The 25,487-nt window shown below is 41.7% G+C and carries 18 protein-coding genes; 7 read left to right on the top strand and 11 right to left on the bottom strand.

Annotated features, from left to right (window positions below):
* Positions 1–83: 83 nt before the first annotated feature.
* Complete coding sequence (locus FR932_RS00625) at positions 84–1,679, top strand: isocitrate lyase (protein WP_151676815.1); 1,596 nt, start codon at positions 84–86, stop codon at positions 1,677–1,679.
* Between the two features lie 230 nt (positions 1,680–1,909).
* Here the strand turns inward: FR932_RS00625 and FR932_RS00620 are convergent, their stop codons facing one another.
* Complete coding sequence (locus FR932_RS00620; RefSeq protein WP_240532450.1) at positions 1,910–3,037, bottom strand: hypothetical protein; 1,128 nt, start codon at positions 3,035–3,037, stop codon at positions 1,910–1,912.
* Between the two features lie 226 nt (positions 3,038–3,263).
* Here FR932_RS00620 and FR932_RS00615 point away from each other — a divergent pair, with 226 nt between their 5' ends.
* Positions 3,264–4,142, top strand: a complete 879-nt coding sequence (locus tag FR932_RS00615; protein ID WP_019443259.1) for a DMT family transporter — start codon at positions 3,264–3,266, stop codon at positions 4,140–4,142.
* Between the two features lie 142 nt (positions 4,143–4,284).
* Complete coding sequence (locus FR932_RS00610; protein ID WP_019443260.1) at positions 4,285–5,178, top strand: DMT family transporter; 894 nt, start codon at positions 4,285–4,287, stop codon at positions 5,176–5,178.
* 80 nt (positions 5,179–5,258) lie between these two features.
* Here the strand turns inward: FR932_RS00610 and metC are convergent, their stop codons facing one another.
* Positions 5,259–6,443: a cystathionine beta-lyase gene (gene metC, locus FR932_RS00605; RefSeq protein ID WP_019443261.1), complete on the bottom strand. Its 1,185-nt coding sequence runs from the start codon at positions 6,441–6,443 to the stop codon at positions 5,259–5,261.
* A gap of 185 nt (positions 6,444–6,628) precedes the next feature.
* Positions 6,629–7,990 carry an alanine/glycine:cation symporter family protein gene (locus FR932_RS00600; RefSeq protein ID WP_019443262.1) on the bottom strand — a complete coding sequence of 454 codons (1,362 nt, stop codon included), beginning with the start codon at positions 7,988–7,990 and terminating at the stop codon, positions 6,629–6,631.
* 399 nt (positions 7,991–8,389) lie between these two features.
* On the opposite strand from FR932_RS00600, the gene FR932_RS00595 reads away from it, so the two are divergent.
* The 3 genes from FR932_RS00595 to FR932_RS00585 all read left to right on the top strand — a co-directional run bounded on the left by FR932_RS00595 (position 8,390) and on the right by FR932_RS00585 (position 12,521).
* On the top strand, positions 8,390–10,090 hold the full coding sequence (locus FR932_RS00595) for a methyl-accepting chemotaxis protein (RefSeq protein WP_019443263.1): 1,701 nt from the start codon (positions 8,390–8,392) through the stop codon (positions 10,088–10,090).
* Between the two features lie 108 nt (positions 10,091–10,198).
* Complete coding sequence (locus tag FR932_RS00590) at positions 10,199–11,752, top strand: NfeD family protein (protein WP_019443264.1); 1,554 nt, start codon at positions 10,199–10,201, stop codon at positions 11,750–11,752.
* Complete coding sequence (locus tag FR932_RS00585; RefSeq protein WP_019443265.1) at positions 11,733–12,521, top strand: slipin family protein; 789 nt, start codon at positions 11,733–11,735, stop codon at positions 12,519–12,521. The genes FR932_RS00590 and FR932_RS00585 overlap by 20 nt, the downstream gene beginning before the upstream one ends.
* A gap of 258 nt (positions 12,522–12,779) precedes the next feature.
* Here FR932_RS00585 and FR932_RS00580 read toward each other — a convergent pair whose 3' ends face one another.
* The 7 genes from FR932_RS00580 to FR932_RS00550 all read right to left on the bottom strand — a co-directional run bounded on the left by FR932_RS00580 (position 12,780) and on the right by FR932_RS00550 (position 22,985).
* Entirely contained in the window at positions 12,780–14,375 is a 1,596-nt protein-coding gene (locus tag FR932_RS00580; RefSeq protein ID WP_151676814.1) for an isocitrate lyase, read from the bottom strand.
* Between the two features lie 84 nt (positions 14,376–14,459).
* On the bottom strand, positions 14,460–16,076 hold the full coding sequence (aceB, locus tag FR932_RS00575; protein ID WP_019440374.1) for a malate synthase A: 1,617 nt from the start codon (positions 16,074–16,076) through the stop codon (positions 14,460–14,462).
* Between the two features lie 266 nt (positions 16,077–16,342).
* Positions 16,343–17,248, bottom strand: a complete 906-nt coding sequence (locus tag FR932_RS00570) for an alpha/beta fold hydrolase (protein WP_019440375.1) — start codon at positions 17,246–17,248, stop codon at positions 16,343–16,345.
* Positions 17,249–17,449: 201 nt separating this feature from the next.
* Entirely contained in the window at positions 17,450–18,157 is a 708-nt protein-coding gene (gene phoU / locus FR932_RS00565) for a phosphate signaling complex protein PhoU (RefSeq protein ID WP_019440376.1), read from the bottom strand.
* Positions 18,158–18,181: 24 nt separating this feature from the next.
* A complete protein-coding gene (gene pstB / locus FR932_RS00560; RefSeq protein WP_019440377.1) occupies positions 18,182–19,000 on the bottom strand; it encodes a phosphate ABC transporter ATP-binding protein PstB in 819 nt (272 codons plus the stop codon).
* Between the two features lie 100 nt (positions 19,001–19,100).
* Positions 19,101–20,747 (bottom strand): phosphate ABC transporter permease PstA, encoded by a 1,647-nt coding sequence (gene pstA, locus FR932_RS00555; RefSeq protein ID WP_019440378.1) that lies wholly within the window; start codon positions 20,745–20,747, stop codon positions 19,101–19,103.
* Between the two features lie 27 nt (positions 20,748–20,774).
* A complete protein-coding gene (locus FR932_RS00550; RefSeq protein ID WP_019440379.1) occupies positions 20,775–22,985 on the bottom strand; it encodes an ABC transporter permease subunit in 2,211 nt (736 codons plus the stop codon).
* Positions 22,986–23,218: 233 nt separating this feature from the next.
* On the opposite strand from FR932_RS00550, the gene FR932_RS00545 reads away from it, so the two are divergent.
* On the top strand, positions 23,219–23,722 hold the full coding sequence (locus tag FR932_RS00545) for a glycine cleavage system transcriptional repressor (RefSeq protein WP_019440380.1): 504 nt from the start codon (positions 23,219–23,221) through the stop codon (positions 23,720–23,722).
* A gap of 214 nt (positions 23,723–23,936) precedes the next feature.
* Here the strand turns inward: FR932_RS00545 and FR932_RS00540 are convergent, their stop codons facing one another.
* Positions 23,937–25,397, bottom strand: coding sequence for a NarK family nitrate/nitrite MFS transporter (locus FR932_RS00540; protein WP_019440381.1), 1,461 nt, complete (start codon positions 25,395–25,397; stop codon positions 23,937–23,939).
* Positions 25,398–25,487: the final 90 nt, after the last annotated feature.

Here is a 25,487-nt window from a genome sequence, read left to right as displayed (position 1 = left end):
ATCAAAACGCAAACGAATAAAAGGCTTTAGTCGCTGCGTTGCAATTTAATTAATCATCATTTGATAACTGTAAGGGATTTGCTATGTCAACATACAACACTGATATCGATGCGGTAGCTACGTTAAAAGCTGAACAAGGTTCTAAATGGGCTGCAATTAACCCAGAATATACAGCGCGTATGCGTGCTCAAAACCGTTTTAAAACAGGTATTGAAATTGCACAGTATACGGCAGACATTATGCGTGCAGATATGGAGAACTACGATAATGATTCTTCACTGTACACGCAGTCTTTAGGTTGCTGGCATGGTTTTATCGGTCAACAAAAAATGATTTCTATTAAGAAACATTTTGAAAACAACACTGACCGTCGTTATCTTTACCTTTCAGGTTGGATGGTTGCTGCATTACGCTCTGAGTTTGGTCCACTACCAGACCAATCAATGCATGAAAAAACATCTGTTTCAGCACTCATCGAAGAACTATACACTTTCCTTCGTCAAGCAGACGCGCGTGAATTAGGCGGTTTATTCCGTGAACTAGACGCGGCAAGAGATGCCGGCGATTCAGCTAAAGTTACTGCAACACAAGACAAGATCGATAACCACGTAACGCACGTTGTGCCAATCATTGCTGATATCGATGCGGGCTTTGGTAACGCAGAAGCAACTTACCTACTTGCTAAAAAAATGATTGAAGCCGGTGCATGTTGTATCCAAATTGAAAACCAAGTATCTGATGAAAAACAATGCGGTCACCAAGACGGTAAAGTAACCGTACCACATGAAGATTTCCTAGCGAAAATCAATGCTGTGCGTTATGCATTCCTAGAGCTAGGTATCGACAACGGTGTTATCGTTGCACGTACTGATTCATTAGGCGCAGGTCTAACCAAACAAATTGCTGTAACGAATGAACCGGGTGACCTTGGTGACCAATATAATTCATTCCTTGATTGTGATGAGATCACACAAGCAGAACTCGGTAATGGCGATGTTATTCTCAAGAAAGACGGTAAATTATTACGTCCTAAACGCCTACCAAGTAACTTGTTCCAATTTAAAGAAGGCACGGGTGAAGCACGTTGTGTACTTGATTGCATTACATCACTACAAGGCGGCGCTGATTTATTATGGATTGAAACTGAGAAACCACACGTTGGTCAAATCGGTGCGATGGTAAATGAGATCCGTAAAGTAGTACCAAATGCGAAACTTGTTTACAACAACTCGCCATCATTCAACTGGACGCTTAACTTCCGTCAACAAATCTTTGATATCATGGTTGAAGCAGGTCAAGACGTGTCAGCATATGACCGTGCAGACTTGATGAACGAGAAATATGATACGACAGAATTATCAGCTCAAGCAGATGAGAAGATCCGTACATTCCAAGCTGACTCAGCACGTGAAGCGGGTATCTTCCATCACTTAATCACATTACCGACTTACCATACAGCTGCGCTATCAACGGATAACCTAGCGAAAGAGTACTTCGGTGACCAAGGTATGCTGGGTTATGTTAAAGGTGTTCAACGTAAAGAAATCCGTCAATCGATTGCGTGTGTTAAGCATCAAAACATGGCTGGTTCTGACATGGGCGATGACCATAAAGAATACTTTGCTGGTGATGCAGCATTGAAAGCTGGCGGCGAAGATAACACGATGAACCAGTTCTAATAATCGTTAGACACGCATTATTATAGAATGAGTTATCAGTTAAAATAGAAAGTCAGTTAATATGAAAAAACCAGCTTCGGCTGGTTTTTTGCGTTTAACCACAGACCCCCTCCCAGCCTCCCCCTTGAAAAAGGGGAGGAGCAAGTGCAAGAACCAAAACAAGCACAGACTGCACTTTCTTTTAATTCCCTCCCTTTACTTCAAGGGGAGGGCTAGGGTGGGGTCTATGTTTAGGTTTTATCTTTCAGCAATAATATTCTAGCTTCAAAATAATCAGGGAATGTCCTGTAGGTATTAATGTAGTCATCCCAGTTTTTGAAGTACCCACCAAGATAATCGAGCTGGTATTGGTTATTTTCAAACGCCCCGCCCGTGTCTGCTAAGACGGTTAAACGACTTTCGCCATTGTGGGTCAACATGATTAACTTGCCTAAGCCCAGATGCGCTAAATCGCCTGCGACTGTGACTAATGGATAAACAGGGATCTTATAATTAGCATCTTTACCATAGCCCATAACCGACTCGGTTTTCTTAAAGTACCAATAACGTCCCTGCTGTTCTTTCTTTAAATTACGTTTATAACCAATGCCGTTATTACGGTGTACATTAAAGAATTGACTGGTAATTACTGGGCTATTTTTATTAGAAATATCGACTTTTACAGTCCCCTGCATTAACGAATCTTCTAAATCATAACGCGATAGCCACACCATCGGCTGGGCTAATTTATCTTTATCCAAAATGCCGGTGATGACATCTTGTTTGGTCAGTTGATGACGGGTCAAACTCGGGTCTGCATTGGCTTGCTCGAGCGAGAGATCTTTTTCATCATTCGGAATGGCGTATAACGCATAAGGGGTTTCAGGCGTTTGCTTCGCGGTCCCTTTCGCGAGTTTAATATAATATTTGGTCAGTAGAATCTTATCGTCGGGGATATTTTTCAACAGCGGTTTATCTTTAGCAAAGCCTTGCGCTTGGGTTTTATCTGGCATCCAGCGGATCACGTCAAAGTGCTCTGCAATAAAATCGGCATCCATGAGACGGCTTTCAGTATCCGCTAACTTATCTTCTTGCTCGACTTGGCAAATAAAATTAAGGGTACGTTTTACGCGGTCTAAATCGCCACCAAATTGCGCGGTTATGCCAGCGGTGATAATACCGGGATCATAATTTTCACCCAAATTAAGGTAATCGACAGAGCCCTTAGCAACTTCGCACAGTTCCGCGGTAGATGACGTTACCATTTCGCCAATGTCAGGTTTGGCCTCTAACTGGAAAATAGGATTTACAACCACACTCGCAGCAGAGTTAAACGCCACCAGCAAAGTTAAAGGTAATAAAGCACTTAATTTCATCATTTTAACGATCTCGATATTAGAAAATAAACAGCTAATATTAATTATATCAACATTAAATATACCCGTATTCACAACTTACACATGCTCATTTATTACTCTGACGTAAATCAAAATCGCAAATTTAAAACACAAGTCTGTAATGTAAACCAAGCAAAATATAAACTCTAGTCACTATTTTCGGCAATCGTCGTTAACTCTGCTGACATCCATTAATTAAGGTAACGGAATGCATTTTTTAATCATTACAAATTTAGTATGGGCTTTTTCATTTAGTCTTATCGGCGTTTATTTATCCGGTCAGGTTGATGCTTGGTTCTCGGTATTATTCCGTATCGGTTTAGCGATGTTGGTCTTCATCCCATTTTTACGCCTGGGCAACCTCGCTCGCTCGACCATTATTAAAGTCATGGCCATTGGTGCTTGTCAACTTGGCGTGATGTATGGTTTCTATTACCAGTCATTCCTATTGCTATCTGTGCCTGAGGTACTGCTATTTACGGTATTCACGCCTATCTATGTAACCTTAATTGATGACTTATTACATTCACGCTTCAGCCCTTGGTATTTAGGTACTGCGCTTATCGCTGTACTCGGTGCTGTGGTAATTAAATATGCAGGCATTAACGAAGGTTTTGTCATTGGTTTTTTAGTAGTGCAAGGCGCGAATATTGCCATGGCGATTGGCCAAGTGGCTTACAAGAAATTATCTGAAAACGAGTTAAAAGATGTGAAACATCGTGACGTATTTGGTCTGTTTTATATTGGCGCATTCCTGGTAGCTGCAATCGCATTTATGCTATTGGGTAGCACTGAAAAAATGCCCACGACCACAACACAATGGGGCGTATTAACTTACCTTGGCATTATCGCTTCAGGTTTAGGTTACTTCATGTGGAATAAAGGCGCTTGTCTGGTGAATGCAGGTACCTTAGCGGCGATGAATAACGTACTGGTACCATTAGGTTTATTGGTTAACTTAGTGATTTGGAATCGTGATGCTGACTTAGTTAAATTGGCACTCGGTGGCAGCATTATTGTATTGTCATTGGTGTTTAATGAAACAGTAGTTAAGAAGCGCGTGTCGCAAAAAACGCTAGCACAGTAAGAATAGCGTACTAGGTAATAAAATCCGCAAATAACGCTGAACCAAGGTGATGATTCTATCTCATTACGTCACCTTGGTTTATTCTCTATAAATTACATTATATTCTCTGCTACAATCTTCTTTTTATACGTAAGCAGATCCCATGTACTTTTTACTCCCGCTATTCACGGTTATCATCTGGTCAGGCAATTCGATTGTTAATATTTTATCGACCAATGTGATCGCACCCGAAACGATTTCTTTCTATCGTTGGTTCATCGCCTTAATTACTTTAACGCCTTTTTTAATCAAACCGGTATGGAAAAAACGCCATGCCATTAAGCCTTATTTAGCTAAGTTAGCATTCCTTGCCTTACTGGGCATGGCGATTAATCAATCCCTCGCCTACTTTGCCGCAGCGACAACAACAGCGACCCACATGACGCTGATTTTTGCTTTAGTCCCTTTGCTAAGCTTGATGTTTAGCGTACCGATACTCGCGCTGACATTAACTAAAAAAGCCTTGTTTGGTGCGATGATTTCGCTGACAGGTTTAGTGTATATGCTAAGTCACGGTAACATCAGTAACTTGTTATCGGAAGGTATTAATATTGGTGATACTTACATGCTCATTGCTGCTTGTAGTTACTCACTATACGGCGTATTACTTAAACGCTGGCGCCTACCGTTTAATAACTGGATCGCGCTGTATGTGCAGATGGTATTTGCAGTAATCATCTTATTACCAGTATTGACGTACCACGGTCAAGTCAGCCTAACTACTGAATCATTACCGCTAGTATTATATGCCGCAATACCGACGTCAATCTTAGCCACTTGGTTATGGATGCAGAGTATTCAACACTTCGGCGCAGATAAATCGGCCATGTTCATGAATCTATTACCAGTATTTACTGCAATCATGGCAACTTTCATTCTTAATGAACAGCTATCGAGTGAGCAGTTTATTGGCGGAGGATTGGTATTGACAGGTGTGGCGATGACGCAGTTTAAGTCGAGAAAGGTTGTCAAAAAAGAAGTGGTTATTCCGTCTTAGCAGTTATTTAGTCTTATAATGAGTAGCGACGGATTAGTTTTAATCCGTTGCTACTCATTATGTTCAGTAACGCTGAATAGTTAAAGTCGCGCAAAACCCGCTTCTAAGTCAGCAATCAAGTCTGCTACATCTTCCAAACCTATGTGTAAACGCACTAGCGTACCAGTGAAATCTACATCTCCAGCAGGTCGAATACGGTTCAACTCTGACGCTTGGTTAGCCAAAATTAATGACTCATAACCGCCCCACGAATAGGCCATGCTGAAATGGGTAAAGTTATCTAAATAGTTAGCCAGTTGTTCATTACTTAATTTGTCTTTTAAGATAAACGAGAACAAACCGTTACAACCGTTAAAGTCACGTTTGTAAAATTCGTGACCTTTACAGCTTGGTAATGCTGGATGATTAACACGTTCCACTTCTGGACGAGCGCTTAACCAATCCGCCACTTGAATACTTGCCGCTTCATGCTGCTTTAAACGAATACCCATAGTGCGTAAACCACGGCTCGCCATGTACGCAGTATCAGCATCAACCATTTGCCCCATAAGGTAAGACTGTTCACGTAATTGTGCCCAGCAACGCTCATTAGCAACGGCGGTACCTAACATATAGTCAGAATGACCGATGATGTACTTCGTACCCGCTTGAATAGAAATATCAATATCATGCTCTAATGCTTTAAACAAGATACCCGCTGCCCAGGTATTATCCATCATGATAATCACTTCAGGATTTACTGCACGAACTGCTTTTACAATCGCAGGAATATCTTGTACTTCCATGGTCACTGAACTTGGTGATTCTAAAAATACCACGCTAGTGTTGTCTTGCATTAATGCCGCAATACCCTCGCCTAACATAGGATCATAATACGTCGTTGCTACGTTCATTTTAGCTAACATCACATTACAAAAATCTTGTGTTGGTTCATACGCAGCCCCGGTCATGAGGATATGCTCACCCGCACTGACAAATGACAAGATAGAGTTGGTTACCGCTGCTGCACCACAAGGATAAAGTGCACAGCCTGCGCCACCTTCAAGCTCTGTCATCGCCTCTTGCAGAGAAAAATGCGTTTGCGTGCCACGGCGACCGTAAAATAATTCACCGTCAGCGCGTTTCGCTGTTGCTGCTTTTTTGGCTTTAACTGAATCAAATACAATGGATGATGCGCGTTGTACTACAGGGTTAACTGAACCGTGTGAGAATTTTCTGTCGCGTCCTGCTGATACCAACTGTGTGGCTAATTTTTCTGAACTCATGATCGTATCTTTCCCTGCTCATTCATATTTATCATTTACATGTAAAAACACAGTAGCGAAAGATAGCCTGACAGGCAATCAATATCCAAGATTAAATTTTACGCCTAAAAAACAAAACCCCCGACTATTTAGCACAAAATAGACAGGGGTTATAAGTATTTATAAATAACAACTAATGATTATTTTTATTGTTTAGCTGCTTCACCTTGCTTAGCAAAATACTCTTTGGTTAACTTAAATACCACAGGGCTTAGCAGCGCCAGCGCGATCAAGTTAGGTAGTGCCATCATCGCATTTAGCGTATCAGCTAGCAGCCAAACGAAGCTTAATGAACTTGTTGCACCAATTGGCACTGCTACAATCCATAAGATACGGAATGGTACTATCGCTTTCACGCCAAATAGATACTGTACACATTTTTCGCTGTAGAAACTCCAGCCAAGGATCGTCGTGAACGCAAATACCGACAGTGCAATAGCAACAATGTAGTTACCAATACCAGGTAACGCACTTGCAAACGCAGCAGATGTTAATGCGGCGCCCGTCTCACCCGATGTCCACGCACCTGATACCACAATAGCCAGACCAGTGATGGTACAAACAACAAGCGTATCAATAAACGTACCTAACATAGCGATAAGACCCTGTTTAACCGGATCATTAGTTTGAGCAGCAGCATGCGCAATTGGCGCGCTACCTAAACCAGCTTCGTTAGAGAACACACCACGTGCCACACCGAAACGGATTGCAGCCCAAACAGCAGCACCAGCGAAACCGCCTTGTGCAGCCACAGGACTAAATGCGCTTTCAATGATTAATGCAAATGCAGCAGGGATCTCGCTCGCATTCATCGCTAATACGACAACACCAGCACCGATGTAGAAGACAGCCATTAACGGTACTAATTTACCCGCAACATCAGCAATACGCTTAACGCCACCCATTAGTACCAGACCAACCAATACCATCATCACTAAGCCAGATACCATTGGCTCAATACCAAAGCTACTTGATAATGCATCAGCAACTGAATTTGACTGCACTGTGTTACCAATACCAAAACCAGCAATTGAACCAAAGATAGCAAACGCAGTACCGAGCCAAGCCCACTTGCTGCCTAAACCATTTTTGATGTAATACATTGGACCACCAACGTGGTTACCATTGGCATCTTTTTCACGATATTTCACTGCGCATACTGCTTCAGCATATTTCGTTGCCATGCCTACTAACGCAGTACACCACATCCAAAATAACGCGCCGGGTCCACCTAAAAAGATAGCCGTAGCAACACCAGCAATATTACCGGTACCGATAGTCGCAGAAAGCGATGTCATTAACGCATTAAACGGCGATATTTCACCTTTGTCACCAGAACTGCTTTTCCGTCCCGCCCAAAGTAATTTAAAGCCAGTGCCTAATTTTAAAATAGGCATTAATTTCAGTCCCAATGATAGGAATAGTCCTACCCCAAGGATCATGACAAGCATAGGAACACCCCACACCACACCATTTACCGCAGAAATAAAATTTGTTAAAGCTTCCATCTACATCCCTTCCTTAAGATTTAAAATTCTGACAACGCACATTATCAGGCTAAATATTCAACAAACAGATAAACATAATACCCACAACTGTTTAACATGCAACCAAGTGCTGATAAATCAAGACAGTAAAACATAATATTTCAAATGAAAATATCGCGCGTTATCGTCATAAGATAATTTATAACGGGTAGAAAAAGCCAGCTCGAAGCTTATCAGAGCTGGGTTTATGAAAAATAACAGCCTGTTTTATAAATAACCACTTGTGGTTAGTAAAAAAAATAAAAAAAAACAAAAAATAAACATCTAGTTAACAGTTCAAGCACGATAATATATAAAAAATCATAAAAAAATGACTTAATAAGACATGTTGTTATTTTTAACGGATCACAAGGTTAGGTCATGAATAATTTAAGAATGCAGAATAAATTACTACTGATTGCTATAGTTCCCATGATTATTGCGTTATCAGTTGCACTCGCAATCATCGCCAATTTACAGGCAAAATCAGTCACCAGCATGATCAATAACCACGAATCACTGCTCATTAGCGAACGCCAGAAACAAATCAGTGATGCGGTAAAAATAACGCAAAAAATAATTCAGCGAGAAATGACCCTTGCCTCAGCTAACAACCTAAATCAACAGCAAAGCTTAGCAAATGTACGCGATCTCCTTAAACAAGCCCGTTATGGCGACAAGAGTCTCGGCTACTTCTTCATTTATGACAGTAAAGGCATCAATATTGCCGATGCCTCTAATGCTGCTAATCAAGGCCAAGACCGTTTCGCATTACAAGATAAAAATGGGGTGATGCTCATCCAAGAACTCATCAAAGCAAGTCAATCTGGCGGTGGTTTTGTTGAGTATGTTTATCCTAAACCCGGTACTGATTCACTGCAGCCAAAATTAAGTTATTCCGCACCGATTGCCGGTACTGATTGGTTCATCGGGACAGGAGTTTATATAGATGATATTGATAAAGATTTAGCGATTTTCAGCGCTTCATCATGGCAGCAGCTTTACACACAAATACAATACGCAGTGATCAGTGCCGTCGTGATCGTCATTCTCACCAGCTTAATGATGTTATGGATAGCGCAACGAGTGGCAAACCCAATTAACGACATGCTCAATACCCTTAATGACATTGCTGATGGCGAAGGTGATTTAACTCGCCGTTTAGAAATCAAAGGCAGTGATGAGATAGCCCAGCTGGGTAATGCGTTTAACCGATTCACATCGAAATTACAGTGTATTATCAGTTCAGTGGCAGATGTGACTCGCCAAGTCACAGATTCAGCGAGTAGCTTAAGCCAGCAGACGCAAAAAACTACCGCGCAACTTACCATTCATAATAATGAAACAGACCAAGTCGTTACAGCTGTTACGCAAATGAATGCGACTGCCAATGATGTCGCGGAAAATGTTACTCAAGTCGCAGATGCAACTCAATTAGCGACGCAAGATTCTTTATTAGCACAAGATAATGTTTCAACATCGAATAACGCCATTACCAACTTAGTCAATAATGTCGAACAAGCCAGCGGTCACATGACCTCATTACACGATCAATCACAAAAAATTGATCATGTATTGCAAGTCATTGGCGCGATTGCCGAACAAACTAACTTACTCGCTCTCAATGCCGCGATCGAAGCAGCAAGAGCCGGTGAACAAGGCCGAGGTTTCGCAGTAGTTGCTGATGAGGTGCGTAGTTTAGCCAGCCGGACACAAGACAGCACATTAGAAATTAAGGTCATGCTTGATGGTCTACATCAATTTGTCGCACAAGCCGTTAGCGCAATGAAAACCAGCCAAGAAACCAGTGCGCATGTGATGCAATCATCGACGCAAATCAGCGGGAGCTTATCTGCCGTCACCGATGCTGTTGATGGTATTAATGATATGACCACGCAGATTGCCACCGCCGCCACAGAGCAAAGTTCAGTCTCCGATGAAATAAACCGCAGCATGATCAATATTCGCGATGTCGTCACCCAACTATTAACATCTAGCCATGAGACAACACAAGTTTCAACTGACTTATCAGCCGCTGGCAAAGAGTTAGAATCACTGCTCAGACAATTTAAGCTGTCATGACGTCTCAGCACAATCCAAATCCCCCTCATATAACCGCTATCATGACGATTACCAAGGACGCGCGGGCATGGTATTTATGAGCTAAAATATAGGTAACGTCATCGAGAGATGTTACCTATGCATTATTTTCTCATAAGCCTGCTATTATTTTACAGCAGTATATTAAACGCTAACCAGACTGAGCTTGCTGAGACGACTGCCAGCAACAGCATCGCGTCAGTACCAGTATTAACCATCAAAGGTGCCATTGGCCCTGCGGTTAGTCATTACCTCACGTCTGAAATTGAGCGCGCGAATCAGCAAACTGCCACAGTAAGTCAAGGCGATAACGGTACGTTAGACTCCAATTTAGCACCACTGATAATTATTACTATCGATACCCCTGGCGGCTTAGTCTCTAGCTTACGTGACATTAACCAAGCTATTTTAAACTCCGATATCCCTATTGCTTGCTTGGTTCACCCTCCGGGCGCAAGAGCCGCCAGTGCCGGTACCTATATTCTCTATGCTTGTCATATCGCCGCCATGGCAACCACGACAACATTAGGTGCAGCAACACCTGTTAGTATTGGTCCCCCTCTGCCCGGCGGCGGTGATAAAAAACCAGCCAATCCTTATCAACCAACACCTGATGCGGATAACAAACCCGATACACGATCCGAAAACTCAGAAGGCAGCGGTACTAAGCAGGATAATGCGAAGCAGAACAGTAAAGATCCAACGAACTCACCACAAGTAGCTGAAAAAACAGCCATGGAAAAGAAAGTACTAAACGATTCAGTTGCCTACATTCGTTCTTTAGCGCAATTGCGTAAGCGTAATGTGCAATGGGCAGAGTTAGCCGTGACCGAAGCTGCGACACTGACTGCTGTCGAAGCATTGGATAAAAACGTCATTAATCTGATCGCGCAATCACCACAACATCTATTGACCAAACTCGACGGCCAATACATCATGATTAAACAGCAACAAAGGTTACTGACATTGACCAACCGTCCATTGGAGCTACGTAAACCGAATTGGCGCAGTAACTTTATTGGCACTATCACCGACCCGAATATTGCCTACATACTAATGCTAATAGGGGTCTATGGCATCTTACTCGAGTTTTACAGCCCCGGTATTGGAATAGCTGGTATTGCAGGATCGATTTCCTTATTCATCGCTCTGTACGCTTTTCAACTGTTACCACTTGATTATGTCGGCCTGGCCTTATTATTACTGGGGATTGCGTTCTTGATAGCTGAATCTATGTCACCAAGTGTGGGTATTTTTGGACTTGGCGGGCTGATTGCTTTCACTCTCGGATCAATATTTTTATTTGATACCGATCTACCGCAGTTTCAGGTATCGCTACAACTCATCGCAGCATTAGCGGTGGTGTCATTACTGTTTTTTGTGTTTGTATTTGGGTATTTATGGGATATACGCAAAAACAAAGTCGTTAGTGGGAAAGAAGCATTGATTGGTGCTCTGGCCACCGCAGACACAGGATTCATCGGTCAAGGTCATATTAATATAAAGGGTGAACGCTGGTCAGCTTATTGTCCACAACAACTCACCGCAGGGCAGACAGTACAAATCAATGGCATTGATGGCTTAACGCTGATCTTATTGCCAGTCACTGAATTGGAGGTTAACGATGCAAGCAATCCTCAGTAGCGGCATGTTATTCACCGGAGCGATTATTTTTTTATTGCTCCTGTTAATCATCAGCATGTTTCGGATCCTACGTGAATATGAACGTGGTGTTATCTTTTTTCTCGGCCGTTTTGAAAAGGTCAAAGGCCCGGGCCTGATCATCGTCATCCCGATAATACAACAAATGGTCCGTGTCGATTTACGTACCGTGGTTATGGATGTGCCGAGTCAAGATGTGATCAGTCGCGATAATGTCTCCGTACGCGTCAATGCGGTAATTTATTTTCGCGTAATCGACTCGCAAAAAGCCATCATCAACGTCGAAAACTTTCTACAGGCTACCTCACAACTGGCGCAAACTACATTACGTTCGGTATTGGGTCAGCATGAATTGGATGAGATGTTAGCCAATAGAGACATGCTCAATACTGACATTCAAGCTATTTTAGACGCCCGTACCGATGGTTGGGGTATCAAGGTGTCTAACGTAGAAATAAAACACATTGATTTAAACGAAACCATGGTCAGGGCGATTGCACGGCAAGCTGAGGCAGAAAGAACACGACGGGCGAAAGTCATTCATGCCTCAGGGGAAATGGAAGCATCAGATAAATTAGTCGAAGCAGCAGCGAAACTAGCCCAAGAACCCAATGCGATCTTACTGCGTTATCTGCAAACCTTAACCGAGATCGCCAGTGAAAAAAATTCCACTATTCTGTTCCCAATGCCGACAGAGTTACTGGCTAACCTAATGCCTGGTAAAAAAGAAAAAAGTAAAGATGATACATGATCCACCCTTAAGATTAAACATGACCCCACCTTAGCCCTCCCCTACTTTTTATATAAAGTAGAAGGGAGGGAATTAAAATAAAGTGCAGTCTGCACTTGTTTTGGCTCTTACACTTACGCCTCCCCCTTTTTAAAGGGGGAGGCTGGGAGGGGGTCTGTGGTTAAACGCAAAAAACCAGCCGAAGCTGGTTTTTTCATATTAACTGACTTTCTATTTTAACTGATAACTCATTCTATAATAATGCGTGTCTAACGATTATTAGAACTGGTTCATCGTGTTATCTTCGCCGCCAGCTTTCAATGCTGCATCACCAGCAAAGTATTCTTTATGGTCATCGCCCATATCAGAACCAGCCATGTTTTGATGCTTAACACACGCAATCGATTGACGGATTTCTTTACGTTGAACACCCTTAACATAACCCAGCATACCTTCATCACCGAAGTACTCTTTCGCTAGGTTATCCGTTGATAGCGCAGCTGTATGGTAAGTCGGTAATGTGATTAGGTGATGGAAGATACCCGCTTCACGTGCTGAATCTGCTTGGAATGTACGGATCTTCTCATCTGCTTGAGCTGATAATTCTGTTGTATCATATTTCTCGTTCATCAAGTCTGCACGGTCATATGCTGACACGTCTTGACCTGCTTCAACCATGATATCAAAGATTTGTTGACGGAAGTTAAGCGTCCAGTTGAATGATGGCGAGTTGTTGTAAACAAGTTTAGCATTTGGTACTACTTTACGGATCTCATTAACCATCGCACCGATTTGACCAACGTGGGGTTTCTCAGTTTCAATCCATAATAAATCAGCGCCGCCTTGTAGTGATGTAATGCAATCAAGTACACAACGTGCTTCACCCGTGCCTTCTTTAAATTGGAACAAGTTACTTGGTAGACGTTTAGGACGTAATAATTTACCGTCTTTCTTGAGAATAACATCGCCATTACCGAGTTCTGCTTGTGTGATCTCATCACAATCAAGGAATGAATTATATTGGTCACCAAGGTCACCCGGTTCATTCGTTACAGCGATTTGTTTTGTTAGACCTGCGCCTAGTGAATCAGTACGTGCAACAATAACGCCGTTGTCGATACCTAGCTCTAGGAATGCATAACGCACAGCATTGATTTTCGCTAGGAAATCTTCATGTGGAACGGTTACTTTACCGTCTTGGTGACCGCATTGTTTTTCATCAGATACTTGGTTTTCAATTTGGATACAACATGCACCGGCTTCAATCATTTTTTTAGCAAGTAGGTAAGTTGCTTCTGCGTTACCAAAGCCCGCATCGATATCAGCAATGATTGGCACAACGTGCGTTACGTGGTTATCGATCTTGTCTTGTGTTGCAGTAACTTTAGCTGAATCGCCGGCATCTCTTGCCGCGTCTAGTTCACGGAATAAACCGCCTAATTCACGCGCGTCTGCTTGACGAAGGAAAGTGTATAGTTCTTCGATGAGTGCTGAAACAGATGTTTTTTCATGCATTGATTGGTCTGGTAGTGGACCAAACTCAGAGCGTAATGCAGCAACCATCCAACCTGAAAGGTAAAGATAACGACGGTCAGTGTTGTTTTCAAAATGTTTCTTAATAGAAATCATTTTTTGTTGACCGATAAAACCATGCCAGCAACCTAAAGACTGCGTGTACAGTGAAGAATCATTATCGTAGTTCTCCATATCTGCACGCATAATGTCTGCCGTATACTGTGCAATTTCAATACCTGTTTTAAAACGGTTTTGAGCACGCATACGCGCTGTATATTCTGGGTTAATTGCAGCCCATTTAGAACCTTGTTCAGCTTTTAACGTCGCTACCGCATCGATATCATTTGTGTATATAGACATTTTTATTCCCTTAATAATTATTTTAATACTTGATACAACAAGAACACGGCGAGATAAACTAACCCCGCCCTACTCCAAAAATTTCTAATCTAAGAAATCGTAACCAGGAAGCGTTAAGAACTCAGCAAGGTGATCACTGATTGTTAATTCTTCAAACAATTTAGACGCTTCTGCAAAACGGCTATTTTCGTAAGCTTCAACACCAATTTCTTCGTCACGAATAACCACAAGTTCTTCTTGTAATAATTGGCTGAATAATTCTTTTGTTACAACTTTACCGTTGCTTAAGGTTTTACCGTGTTGGATCCACTGCCAAATTGATGCACGAGAGATTTCAGCTGTTGCAGCATCTTCCATTAGGCCATAAATAGGCACACAACCATTACCCGAGATCCATGCTTCCATATAACGAACACCAATACGAATATTTAAACGCATGCCCGCTTCAGTACGTTCGCCATCACACGGTTGCAATAGTTCCGCAGCAGTGACAGGGGCATCATCGGCACGACTGACTTGAATTTGGTTGGCATTACCTTCACCAATGTATTCGTTCATCACGCCCATCGCTGTATCAGCAAGGCCAGGGTGAGCAACCCAAGTACCATCGTGACCATTTTGCGCTTCTAAGGTCTTATCTGCGGTTACTTTGGTTAATACTTTATCGTTTTCTTCTGCTGTTTTAGCTGGAATAAACGCAGCCATACCGCCCATCGCAAGTGCGCCACGTTTATGACATGTTCTGATGAGTAAACGTGAGTAAGCGCTAAGGAAAGTTTTATCCATCGTTACTGAATGGCGATCTGGTAGTACACGGTCAGCATGCTTACGCAGCGTTTTAATGTAGCTAAAGATGTAATCCCAACGACCACAGTTAAGAGCAACGATGTGCTCTTTCATGCTATACAGGATCTCTTCCATTTCAAATACAGCTGGAATCGTTTCAATCAATAATGTTGCTTTGATCGTACCGCGTGCTAGGTTTACTTTATCTTCTGCATAGCTAAATACTTCGCTCCACCATTTAGATTCATGATGACTTTGTAGTTTAGGCACATAGAAATAAGGACCAGCGCCTTTTGCTAACAGTTCTTCGTAGTTATTCGAGAAGAACAGAGCAAAGTCAACTAAACAGCCCGGTACAATTTTACCGTTAAAAGTGATGTGTTTTTCTGGTAGATGCAGACCACGTACACGACAGATAAGCGTCGCAGGATCTTCATCTAAGCTATAATGTTTACCGTTGGCAGGGTTAGTATATTCAATAGTGCCGTTTACTGCGTCACGTAAATTAACTTGGCCATCTAATACACCCGCCCATGTTGGGGCGAATGAATCTTCGAAATCAGCCATAAATACTTTAACGCGTGCGTTTAATGCATTAATCACCATCTTACGGTCAACTGGACCAGTAATTTCTACGCGACGGTCTTGAAGTTTTGCAGGGATACCTTGAATTTTCCAATCGCCTTCACGGATATGGGCAGTTTCAGGTAGGAAATCTGGTAATTCACCAGCATCCATACGCGCTTGTTTCTTCACGCGTTGGTTTAGTAACTCATCAACTTGAGGAGCGAATTTTTCGACTAACTCAGTCAACAAAGCAACTGCTGCAGGATTTAGAATCTGTTGTTGTTCTTGGTTGATTTCCCCATGGAAAATCAGAGAACCTGTTTCATGAGACTGGGTATTGGCAGTCATAGTTTCACTCCGTTGAAATAATGTGTGTTGACAACAATTCGACACTATTTAAACGCTGGAAAAATAACGTCCCAATGTTTTAAACATGTGTACGAATTGCTTTCTCTAACTACACATTGCAACAAGTTACCCATAAATGCAACATATTTCACACTAATGACACAGTGTCAAATTATAGCTTTTCACTTTTTTAAAAGTCAGTAAATACTGACATAAATAGTGAAGTGAAATGTGCTTTCATATGAAGTCTATATTAACGAAACAAATTAGCTAACCTTTGCTGTAACCCAATCTGTTACATCCTTAAATACCTCACTCGCGTTCGACTCATTCAACATCTCATGACGGCCATCAGGATAAAGCTTAAAGTGTACATTCTCACAACCATTCGTTGTAATGTGCTGCGCCAATGCTAATACGCCTTTACCTTGTAAACCAACCGGATCTTTATCGCCACTAAAAATAGAGATAGGTAATTGATTGGGTATTTTAGCTATCTCTGATTTTTGGCTGATACTGATTAACCCAGACATAAAGTCTAACCAAAATTGTGGCGAGCAAGGAAAACCACAATAATCATCATTGATATATTTATCGACTTGCACCGGATCACGACTTAACCAGTCCGATGCGGTACGTGTTGGTTTGAATTTACTGTTGAATGCGCCAAATGAAACAAAATCTAAAAAACGACTCGGTGAACGCGCACCAATACGCATTTTTTCAATTTGACTGACCAAGATAGCTAATTTATACATAATAGGGTTTTGGTAATTAGAGCCACTGAGCACTAAACCACTCAGCTTACTGCCATTCAAGATCGCATATTGCTGTGCAATAAAAGAGCCCATACTATGACCAAATAAGACCAAGGGTACATCATGACGCGCCGCAACATCATCAACAATAAGGTCTAAATCGCTGATCACTTTCTGCCAACCGTTATCATCAGCGTAATGCCCTAAGACGGAAGCGTCATCACCATGGCCTCGGTGATTAGCACCGTACACTGCAATACCAGCCGCATTACACGCCAAAGCAAACCCTGTGTAACGCTGTATATGCTCGGCCATTCCGTGGCTTAATACCATGACGTGACGGATTTCTTGTTCTGGTAACCAAGCAAACAATTTGATCTCGCGGCCATCGCTAGCCGTCAGTGCAGAATGCATCCCTATATCCTTATCAATTAATATATCTTCAAGTTAATAACGCATATATTCGCACGCTGGTCAGGCTTGTAAAGTAAAATCAATCTGTAATGCTATTTCATTCTGGTTGTCTGTATATTTATGCAAAGAAACAAAAAAGCCTTGCTTATCTATTGATAAACAAGGCTTAAATCACTTACTGAAAGGCAGAATATAACGCGCCTATTTGGACAGTAAATCTCTCACTTCATCGTGATTAATATGGCGAATATCTTTACCTTTAACGAAGTAGATAATGTATTCAGAAATGTTCTGACAACGGTCACCAACACGCTCGAGTGCACGAGCACACCAAAGTACATTCAGTACTTGTGGAATTGAACGTGGATCTTCCATCATGTACGTCATTAATTCGCGAATAATACTTTCGTATTCACGGTCAACTTTGACATCTTCTTGATATACTTTAAACGCCGCATCAACATCCATACGCGCGAAAGCATCCAGTACATCATGCAACATTTTAACCGTATGACGCCCCATATTTTCCATGCTTACTAGTGGTGGCGATTTTTTGTTACGGTTTTCAATCACAGTGCGGGCAATACGGTCAGCCACATCACCAATGCGTTCTAAGTCGGTAATGGTTTTAATGATTGCCATAACAAGACGTAAATCACTTGCCGCTGGTTGACGCTTTGCAATAATACGCGTACAAGATTCATCAATCGCCACTTCCATTGAGTTGACGCTTTTATCTGTGTCGATGATCTTGTTCGCCACATCCATATCTTGCGACGATAATACTTCAATTGCTGAATTTAACTGCTCTTCAACCAAGCCCCCCATGACCATCACTTGGTTACGAATGCTTTCTAGCTCTGCATTAAATTGGCCAGAAATATGACGGCCTAATGTTAAATTATCCATTTTTTTTCCTTAATGAAACTTAAATTAACCGTATTTACCCGTAATATAATCTTCTGTCTGCTTTTTAGCGGGTGTGGTAAATAACGTGTTTGTGTCTGAATACTCAACAAGCTTACCCATATACATAAATGCAGTATGGTCTGATACACGCGCAGCCTGTTGCATGTTATGCGTTACGATAACAACGGTGAATTTTTTCTTCAGTTCGGTGATCAACTCTTCAATAACCAGTGTAGAGATCGGATCCAGTGCCGATGTTGGTTCATCCAGCAATAGGATCTCTGGTTCAATCGCAATGGCGCGGGCAATAACCAAACGTTGTTGCTGACCACCAGATAGACCGAATGCATTCTCGTGTAAACGATCTTTTACTTCATCCCAGATCGCAGCGCCACGTAATGAAGATTCAGCCGCTTCATCTAAACGACGTTTGTCGTTGATACCTTGTAAGCGTAAACCATAAACCACATTCTCATAAATCGATTTAGGGAATGGATTAGGACGCTGGAACACCATACCGACATTACGGCGCAGTGTTGCAACATCAACATCACGGTCATAAATATTTTTATCGTGTAAGTTAATGTCACCTTTGATATGGCAAATATCAACTAAATCATTCATGCGGTTAATACAACGTAATAGCGTTGATTTACCACAACCAGACGGGCCAATGAAAGCGGTGACTTGTTTTTTCGGTATTTTCATACTCACATCAAACAAAGCTTGCTTGTCACCATAGAATAAATCTAAGTTTTTAATTTCTAATGCTGTGTCTGCTGCAGATAAGTTATTTACATCTAGGCTTACTACATCAGTCAAATTTGAACTCATATCAATCATTTTCTTTCCTATTGAAGCAGCCACTTAAGCAGCTGCTTTCCATTTTCTATGTTTAGAACCCAATAGAGCCTATCTATAACCGAACGTAATCGTTACGAGTCTATAGTTCTAAGTTCTTGAATTTTTCGCGTAAATGGTTACGCACACCAATTGCCGTTAAGTTGAGACCGATAATAACTGTCACTAATAAGAACGACGTGGCATAAACAAGTGGTCGTGCCGCCTCAACGTTTGGACTCTGGAAACCAACATCATAAATGTGGAAGCCTAAGTGCATGAACTTACGTTCGACGTGAACATACGGGAAGTTCATATCAACCGGTAATGTCGGTGCAAGTTTAACGACACCCACCAGCATTAATGGTGCAACTTCACCAGCAGCACGGGCAACAGCCAGAATCAGACCCGTCATAATCGCCGGACTCGCCATTGGCACAATAATACGCCATAACGTTTCAAACTTCGTTGCACCCAGTGCCAGCGAACCTTGACGTAATGATGTTGGAATACGTGATAAGCCTTCTTCCGTTGATACAATCACAACCGGTAGCGTTAAAATAGCCAGCGTTAATGCCGACCATAATACACCTGGCGAACCAAATACCGGTGATGGTGATGATTCAGGATAGAAGAGCTCATCAATCGAACCACCTAACATGTAAACAAAGAAACCCAGACCAAATACACCGTATACAATTGATGGCACACCAGCAAGGTTAATCACCGCAATACGGATCATTTTAGTCACACCGTTTTTCGGTGCATATTCATGCAGGTAAATAGCCGCAACAACACCCAATGGCGTCACAATAACAGCCATCAACATCACCATGAAGATAGTACCAAAGATGGCAGGGAATACACCGCCTTCCGTATTTGCTTCACGTGGGTCGCTCGTCACAAAGCTGCCCAGGTTGCCAAACCAATGTGTAATTTTGCTGACGATACCCATATCATTCGGGTAAGTCACTTCCAACACGTTGGATAATGGAATACGCACTTCCTCACCACGCATGTCTTTTACGATAACAGCATCACGATTAGCTTGGTCACGATAACTAAATAATTGCGCTTCATGAATTTGATATTCAGCACGCAGTCCTTCAGATATCTTATTGTATTTACTTTCAATTTCGCTAGTCAGTTCACCTTTTAGTTCATAACTACGCAGCTTTAAACGAATACGCTCTAACTCGTAGTTTACAGAACTAATTTTACCTTTCTGCAGATCTTGTGCTTTGTCGTTTAACGCAACAGCACGGTCAATTAAGGTTTCTAATTGCAACGCTGAAGTTAAGGTTTTCTTTGTTCCCGCTTCTTCGATAGCAATGGGGTAACCATAAAAATTACCATTATTGAAACGTTCAAACACAGCAACTGCAGCAGGTGTCGTCTGTTTCGTGATAGCCGTCCCCAATAACCAGCTGAAATCTAAATCAACATACTCACGGTTACCAGTTTTAACCAAGATACGCTCAACCGTTTCTAACGTGGGGTCAATCTTGACACCCGCTTCAAGTAAACGTTGAATTGGTACGACTTCACGGTCGTAAATTTCACCAATAACAACACGATTCGAGCCATCTTCTAACTCTACATTAAATTCATGTATCGCACTTGGCCAGAAGTAAGTCAGACCACGCCATGCGATCAACATTAACAAACCAAGTACTGCAATTAAACTTATGCTTACAGCACCACCTGTCATCCATATCCAAGGCGATCCTGAGCGAAACCAATTTTTCATTTTAATATCCTAATTACAAGCCTTAGATTAAATAGCGCTGTATTTTTCACGTAAACGCTGTCTCACGTATTCCGCAAGTGTGTTGAATACAAACGTCAGTACAAACAGTACGAATGCCGCTAAGAACAGTACGCGATAATGTGAACTACCCACTTCTGATTCAGGCATTTCTACCGCAATATTGGCTGCTAATGTTCTCATACCTGAGAAGATATTAAAGTCCATTACAGGGGTGTTACCGGTTGCCATTAATACAATCATGGTTTCACCAACCGCACGGCCTAAGCCCATCATCACGGCAGAGAAAATACCAGGACTCGCCGTGAGCAATACCACTTTAACCAGTGTCTGCCAGCTCGTCGCACCCAATGCTAACGAACCTTGCGTTAAATGCTTTGGTACACTAAAGATTGCATCTTCAGCGATAGAGAAAATAGTCGGAATAACCGCAAAGCCCATCGCAATACCAACAATCAGTGAGTTACGCTGGTCGAAACCAAAGATATCATTGATATAAGCACGTGCATCACCATCAAATACTAAATCTTCAACCAACGGACTTGCTAATACCGATAAATAACCAACCAGTAGTAATACCGGTAATAGGATAATAACGTGCGCACCTTGTGGCACACGGTTAACAAATGATTGTGGTAAGAAATGCCAAATTGCAGCGACCATAACGGCGGAGAATGGTAACAACACCGCAATCATCATGACCCCAGGCAAATGCATTTCCACAAACGGGGCTAACCATAGACCCGCAAGGAAACCAAGGATAACCGTTGGTAACGCTTCCATTATTTCAACGGTTGGTTTAATTACTTTACGTAAACCTGAATTCATGAAATAAGCAGTATAAATCGCACCCGCTACCGCGATAGGTACCGCGAATAACATCGCATAGAATGCCGCTTTAATGGTACCAAATGTGATTGGCACTAAGCTTAATTTTGCTTCAAAGTCATCTGATGCTGATGTTGACTGCCAAACATAATCTGGTTCAGGGTAACCTTCATACCAAACTTCTTGCCACAATGCGCTCCACGTTACTTCTGGATGCTCATTGCTTAGCTTGTAAAAACCAATACCCTGTTCAGATTCCACTAAAAATGCATTTGCGCGAGGAGAAATAGCAACGTGTTGCAGGGAACCCATTTTCAGGTCTTGGTGTAATAATGTTGCTTCACCGGTAGTATGGAAAATACTTAAGCTATTATCCGCACCCACAGTCATGAAACCTTTACGTGAATATTCAATGGTAATATCAGTAACACTTGCTTTAGCATCGAACTGACGGATCTTAGTAAACTTACGCTCACCATCTTTCGCCACTTCAAACCACTGACTTACTACGCCGTTGTCATTACCAACCAATAACGAACTTGCGCCCGTCAGTAATGCAACATGAGTCACATTCTGCTGGTGTTCATTAATGTCGAGCACTTCAACAATAGAAATATCATCAGTATCACGAATATCGTAAATAGAGAGCTTGTTACCGCTACGCATAAAGATGAAGCGGAAGTTAGGAGTTAGCAATACTTGCTCAACATCCATTGGCATTGAAGGCAATTCGATAGCTTCGCTGCTCCACTCCAATTCTTCTGTCATGAAGTTTTCTTCAGCAACGTAACGCAACAACACACCACGATTGTCGGCAGTGACAGCAACAATAGCTGCATCTTCACCTTCAACTTCAATCGCAACATGCTTTAATGCTTGCCCTTGACTATCAACTTCAATTGGTTGCTCACCAAATGGGAACTCAACTTGCGGTGTGATAAGACGCTTATCGTCTGGGTATGTAATGTCGAAATCTGCAGCTGCAACAATCGCATTACCATCATTTAAACCGAAAACGACCGCTAATGATGTTGGTCCACTTTCGCCAAACGACGTCGCTTGCTGTGGTAATGCATATTGCATCAACGCCATATCTGGGTCGGTAGTATTAAAGAAGTTAATCCCTAAGTCACTATAACGGTAAGCAATTTCATTTTGCTCTTCCATTGCTAATGCATAGGTTTTACCAGCAAAAGATTGGCTGTATTGTGCTTTTGATTCTATTTTCGCAGATTCAAAAACTGGATAAACCACATACAATAGATAGAAAAATATTAACAACAGTGTCATTAGTACAACACCACCACCCATTTTAATACCGTATTCTGCAAGTTTATCTTTAAGTAAACGTTTGCGGGATCCCGCAACCGTTAAAGAAAACTGTTCAGCCATCACTTCCTCGTCTTTAGCTGTAATTAATCACAACGGGATTATAGGGAATTTATATGACAGTTATATGACATCCCGCAACAACGTTAAATATATTCCACATTAGCTCGACGAAGTTCTGATATTGGGATAATAGCACTATATTTATGCACGCTATTTGCATATAGTACGCCGCATAATTATAGTACGCCGTATCATAATTATGCGGCATCGAATTTATTACATAAGGCTTAATAATGCTTAAACAACTTATCGTAACGCTTATTGGTGATGACAAATCTGGGCTCATCAATAATTTATCGCGTGTCGTCGCCGAACATAAGGGCAATTGGTTAGCAAGTAATATGAGTGAGCTAGCCGGGCAATTTGCAGGCATTCTACAAATTTCAGTTGAAGATGAACATTACCGTGATTTATGTGAAGCATTAAGCCTCATTCCAGGCCTGACCATCAATTTCGCAGAAGGTAAAAACCAAAGTGTCTGGCATAAGTCACCTTGTCTCATTATTCAAGATTCTGACAGACCAGGCATTATTAATGAAGTATCTCAAGTGCTTACACAGTACAATATTGAATTAAAAGCGATAACAACGCATTGTAAGGACCTATGGCAATCGGATAATAATTGTTTTTACGCCAAACTGAAGCTCGCATTACCAGAAAACCTCGATTTTGATAAATTTAATATCGCACTGACAAAAATTTCACCTACCTTAATGTCTGAAATGACCGAAGCCTAATTAGCCATTTAAACCATATAAATCGCGACCTAAATAAAGGGCGAAATATATAACGCAGCGCATATATAAATACAGCACAAACAAAACGGCGCCATTATCGATAAGATAATGGCGCCGTTTTTTATATTATATTGCCCTGCTGATTAACGATTATCATTCCGCGTCATAAATAGTTCACAACCTCGATCGCAACATAACCTTTAACGTCGTTGGTTTATGACACATTAATTAATGTAACTTTACCGTCTTCATCGACTTCAGCAATATGACCTTTTGGCTCTTCCATTAACAGTAATGCAATAAAGCCAACAATAGCGGTAATAGCAATTGCGTAGAAGAAAACTTGCGTTGATACAATAGAATACAGCGTTAAGTAGAATACTGCGCCAACGTTACCATATGCGCCAGTCATACCTGCAATCTGCCCTGTTAAACGACGTTTGATTAATGGTACGGCAGCAAATACAGCCCCTTCCCCCGCTTGCACGAAGAACGAACATGCCATTGCTGTCGCGATAGCCACTACAAGTGACCATTCACCAGTGATTTGCGACATTGCATAGTAACCAACCGCAAGACCCGCAGTTAGAATAAGTAAGGTTTTCTTACGGCCAAAGCGATCACTGATCCAGCCACCACCAGGACGCGACATCAAATTCATAAAGGCATAAGACGCTGCAACCATACCCGCTTCAGCCATACCTAAACCGAATGTTTCAGCGAAAAACAACGGCAGCATAGAAACAACAGCTAACTCTGAACCAAATGTTGAAAAATATAATACATTTAAAACAGCGACTTGCTTAAACTTATAACGCTCAATTTCAGGTACCTCTTTGATAAAGATATCACTGTTTACTTGGTATGTTTTCCAGCAATCAAGTACATACAATAGACCCAGGCCAGCATAGATAGCATTGGTTGTGGTTTCAGTGAACATATCTATCTGTAGTAGTTTCCACGCTAACAGACCCAAGGTGAGATACATAGGTAACTTCATGAACAATAATAGATAGAAGTCGCCTTTACTCGTGACCTCCATTGCCCCGCCTTTTTTCGGACGGAAATACGTTGCACCTTTCGGTGTATCCGTGACGTTAAAATAATACACCACACTGAACGCTAGACTCATGAAACCAGTAATAGCAATCGCATAACGCCAGCCATCTTCACCACCAAATAATAGTGCTACCGTCGGTAAAGTAAAGGCGGCTGCCGCAGAACCAAAGTTACCCCAACCGCCATAAATACCTTCCGCGGTCCCTAATTCATTAGCCGGAAACCATTCACTGACAATACGAATACCAACCACAAAACCCGCACCAATTAGACCCATCATAAAACGCGCGATAGCCAACTGTTCGAACGTCGTTGCCAAAGCAAACATAAAACAAGGAATTGAGCAGACAGCTAACAAGGTCGAATAAACAATACGCGGGCCATATTTATCGGTTAGCATGCCAATAATAACCCGTGCAGGGATAGTTAAAGCAACGTTGAGGATCAGTAAGGTTTTGACTTCTTCTGTCGTGAGTCCCATGCTGTCTTTGATCGCTAGCATTAATGGCGCGGCATTAAACCACACCACAAAGGTAATAAAAAACGCCATCCACGATAGGTGTAAGGTTTTCATCTTCCCTGAAAAAGACAGTATGTTAAATTTTTCTTGTCCCATAAAAAATCCCTCTTCGATAATAAAAAAAATATATAAAATTTTATCCTAGCTAAAATACTGCAACACTAATGCCAACTAAAAAAATGGTTT

Origin of the sequence: Moritella marina ATCC 15381 (genome assembly GCF_008931805.1) — a bacterium.
Classification (GTDB): domain Bacteria; phylum Pseudomonadota; class Gammaproteobacteria; order Enterobacterales; family Moritellaceae; genus Moritella; species Moritella marina.
Note: the sequence above shows the minus strand (reverse complement) of the source record. Positions and strands in the feature narration are given on the sequence as shown.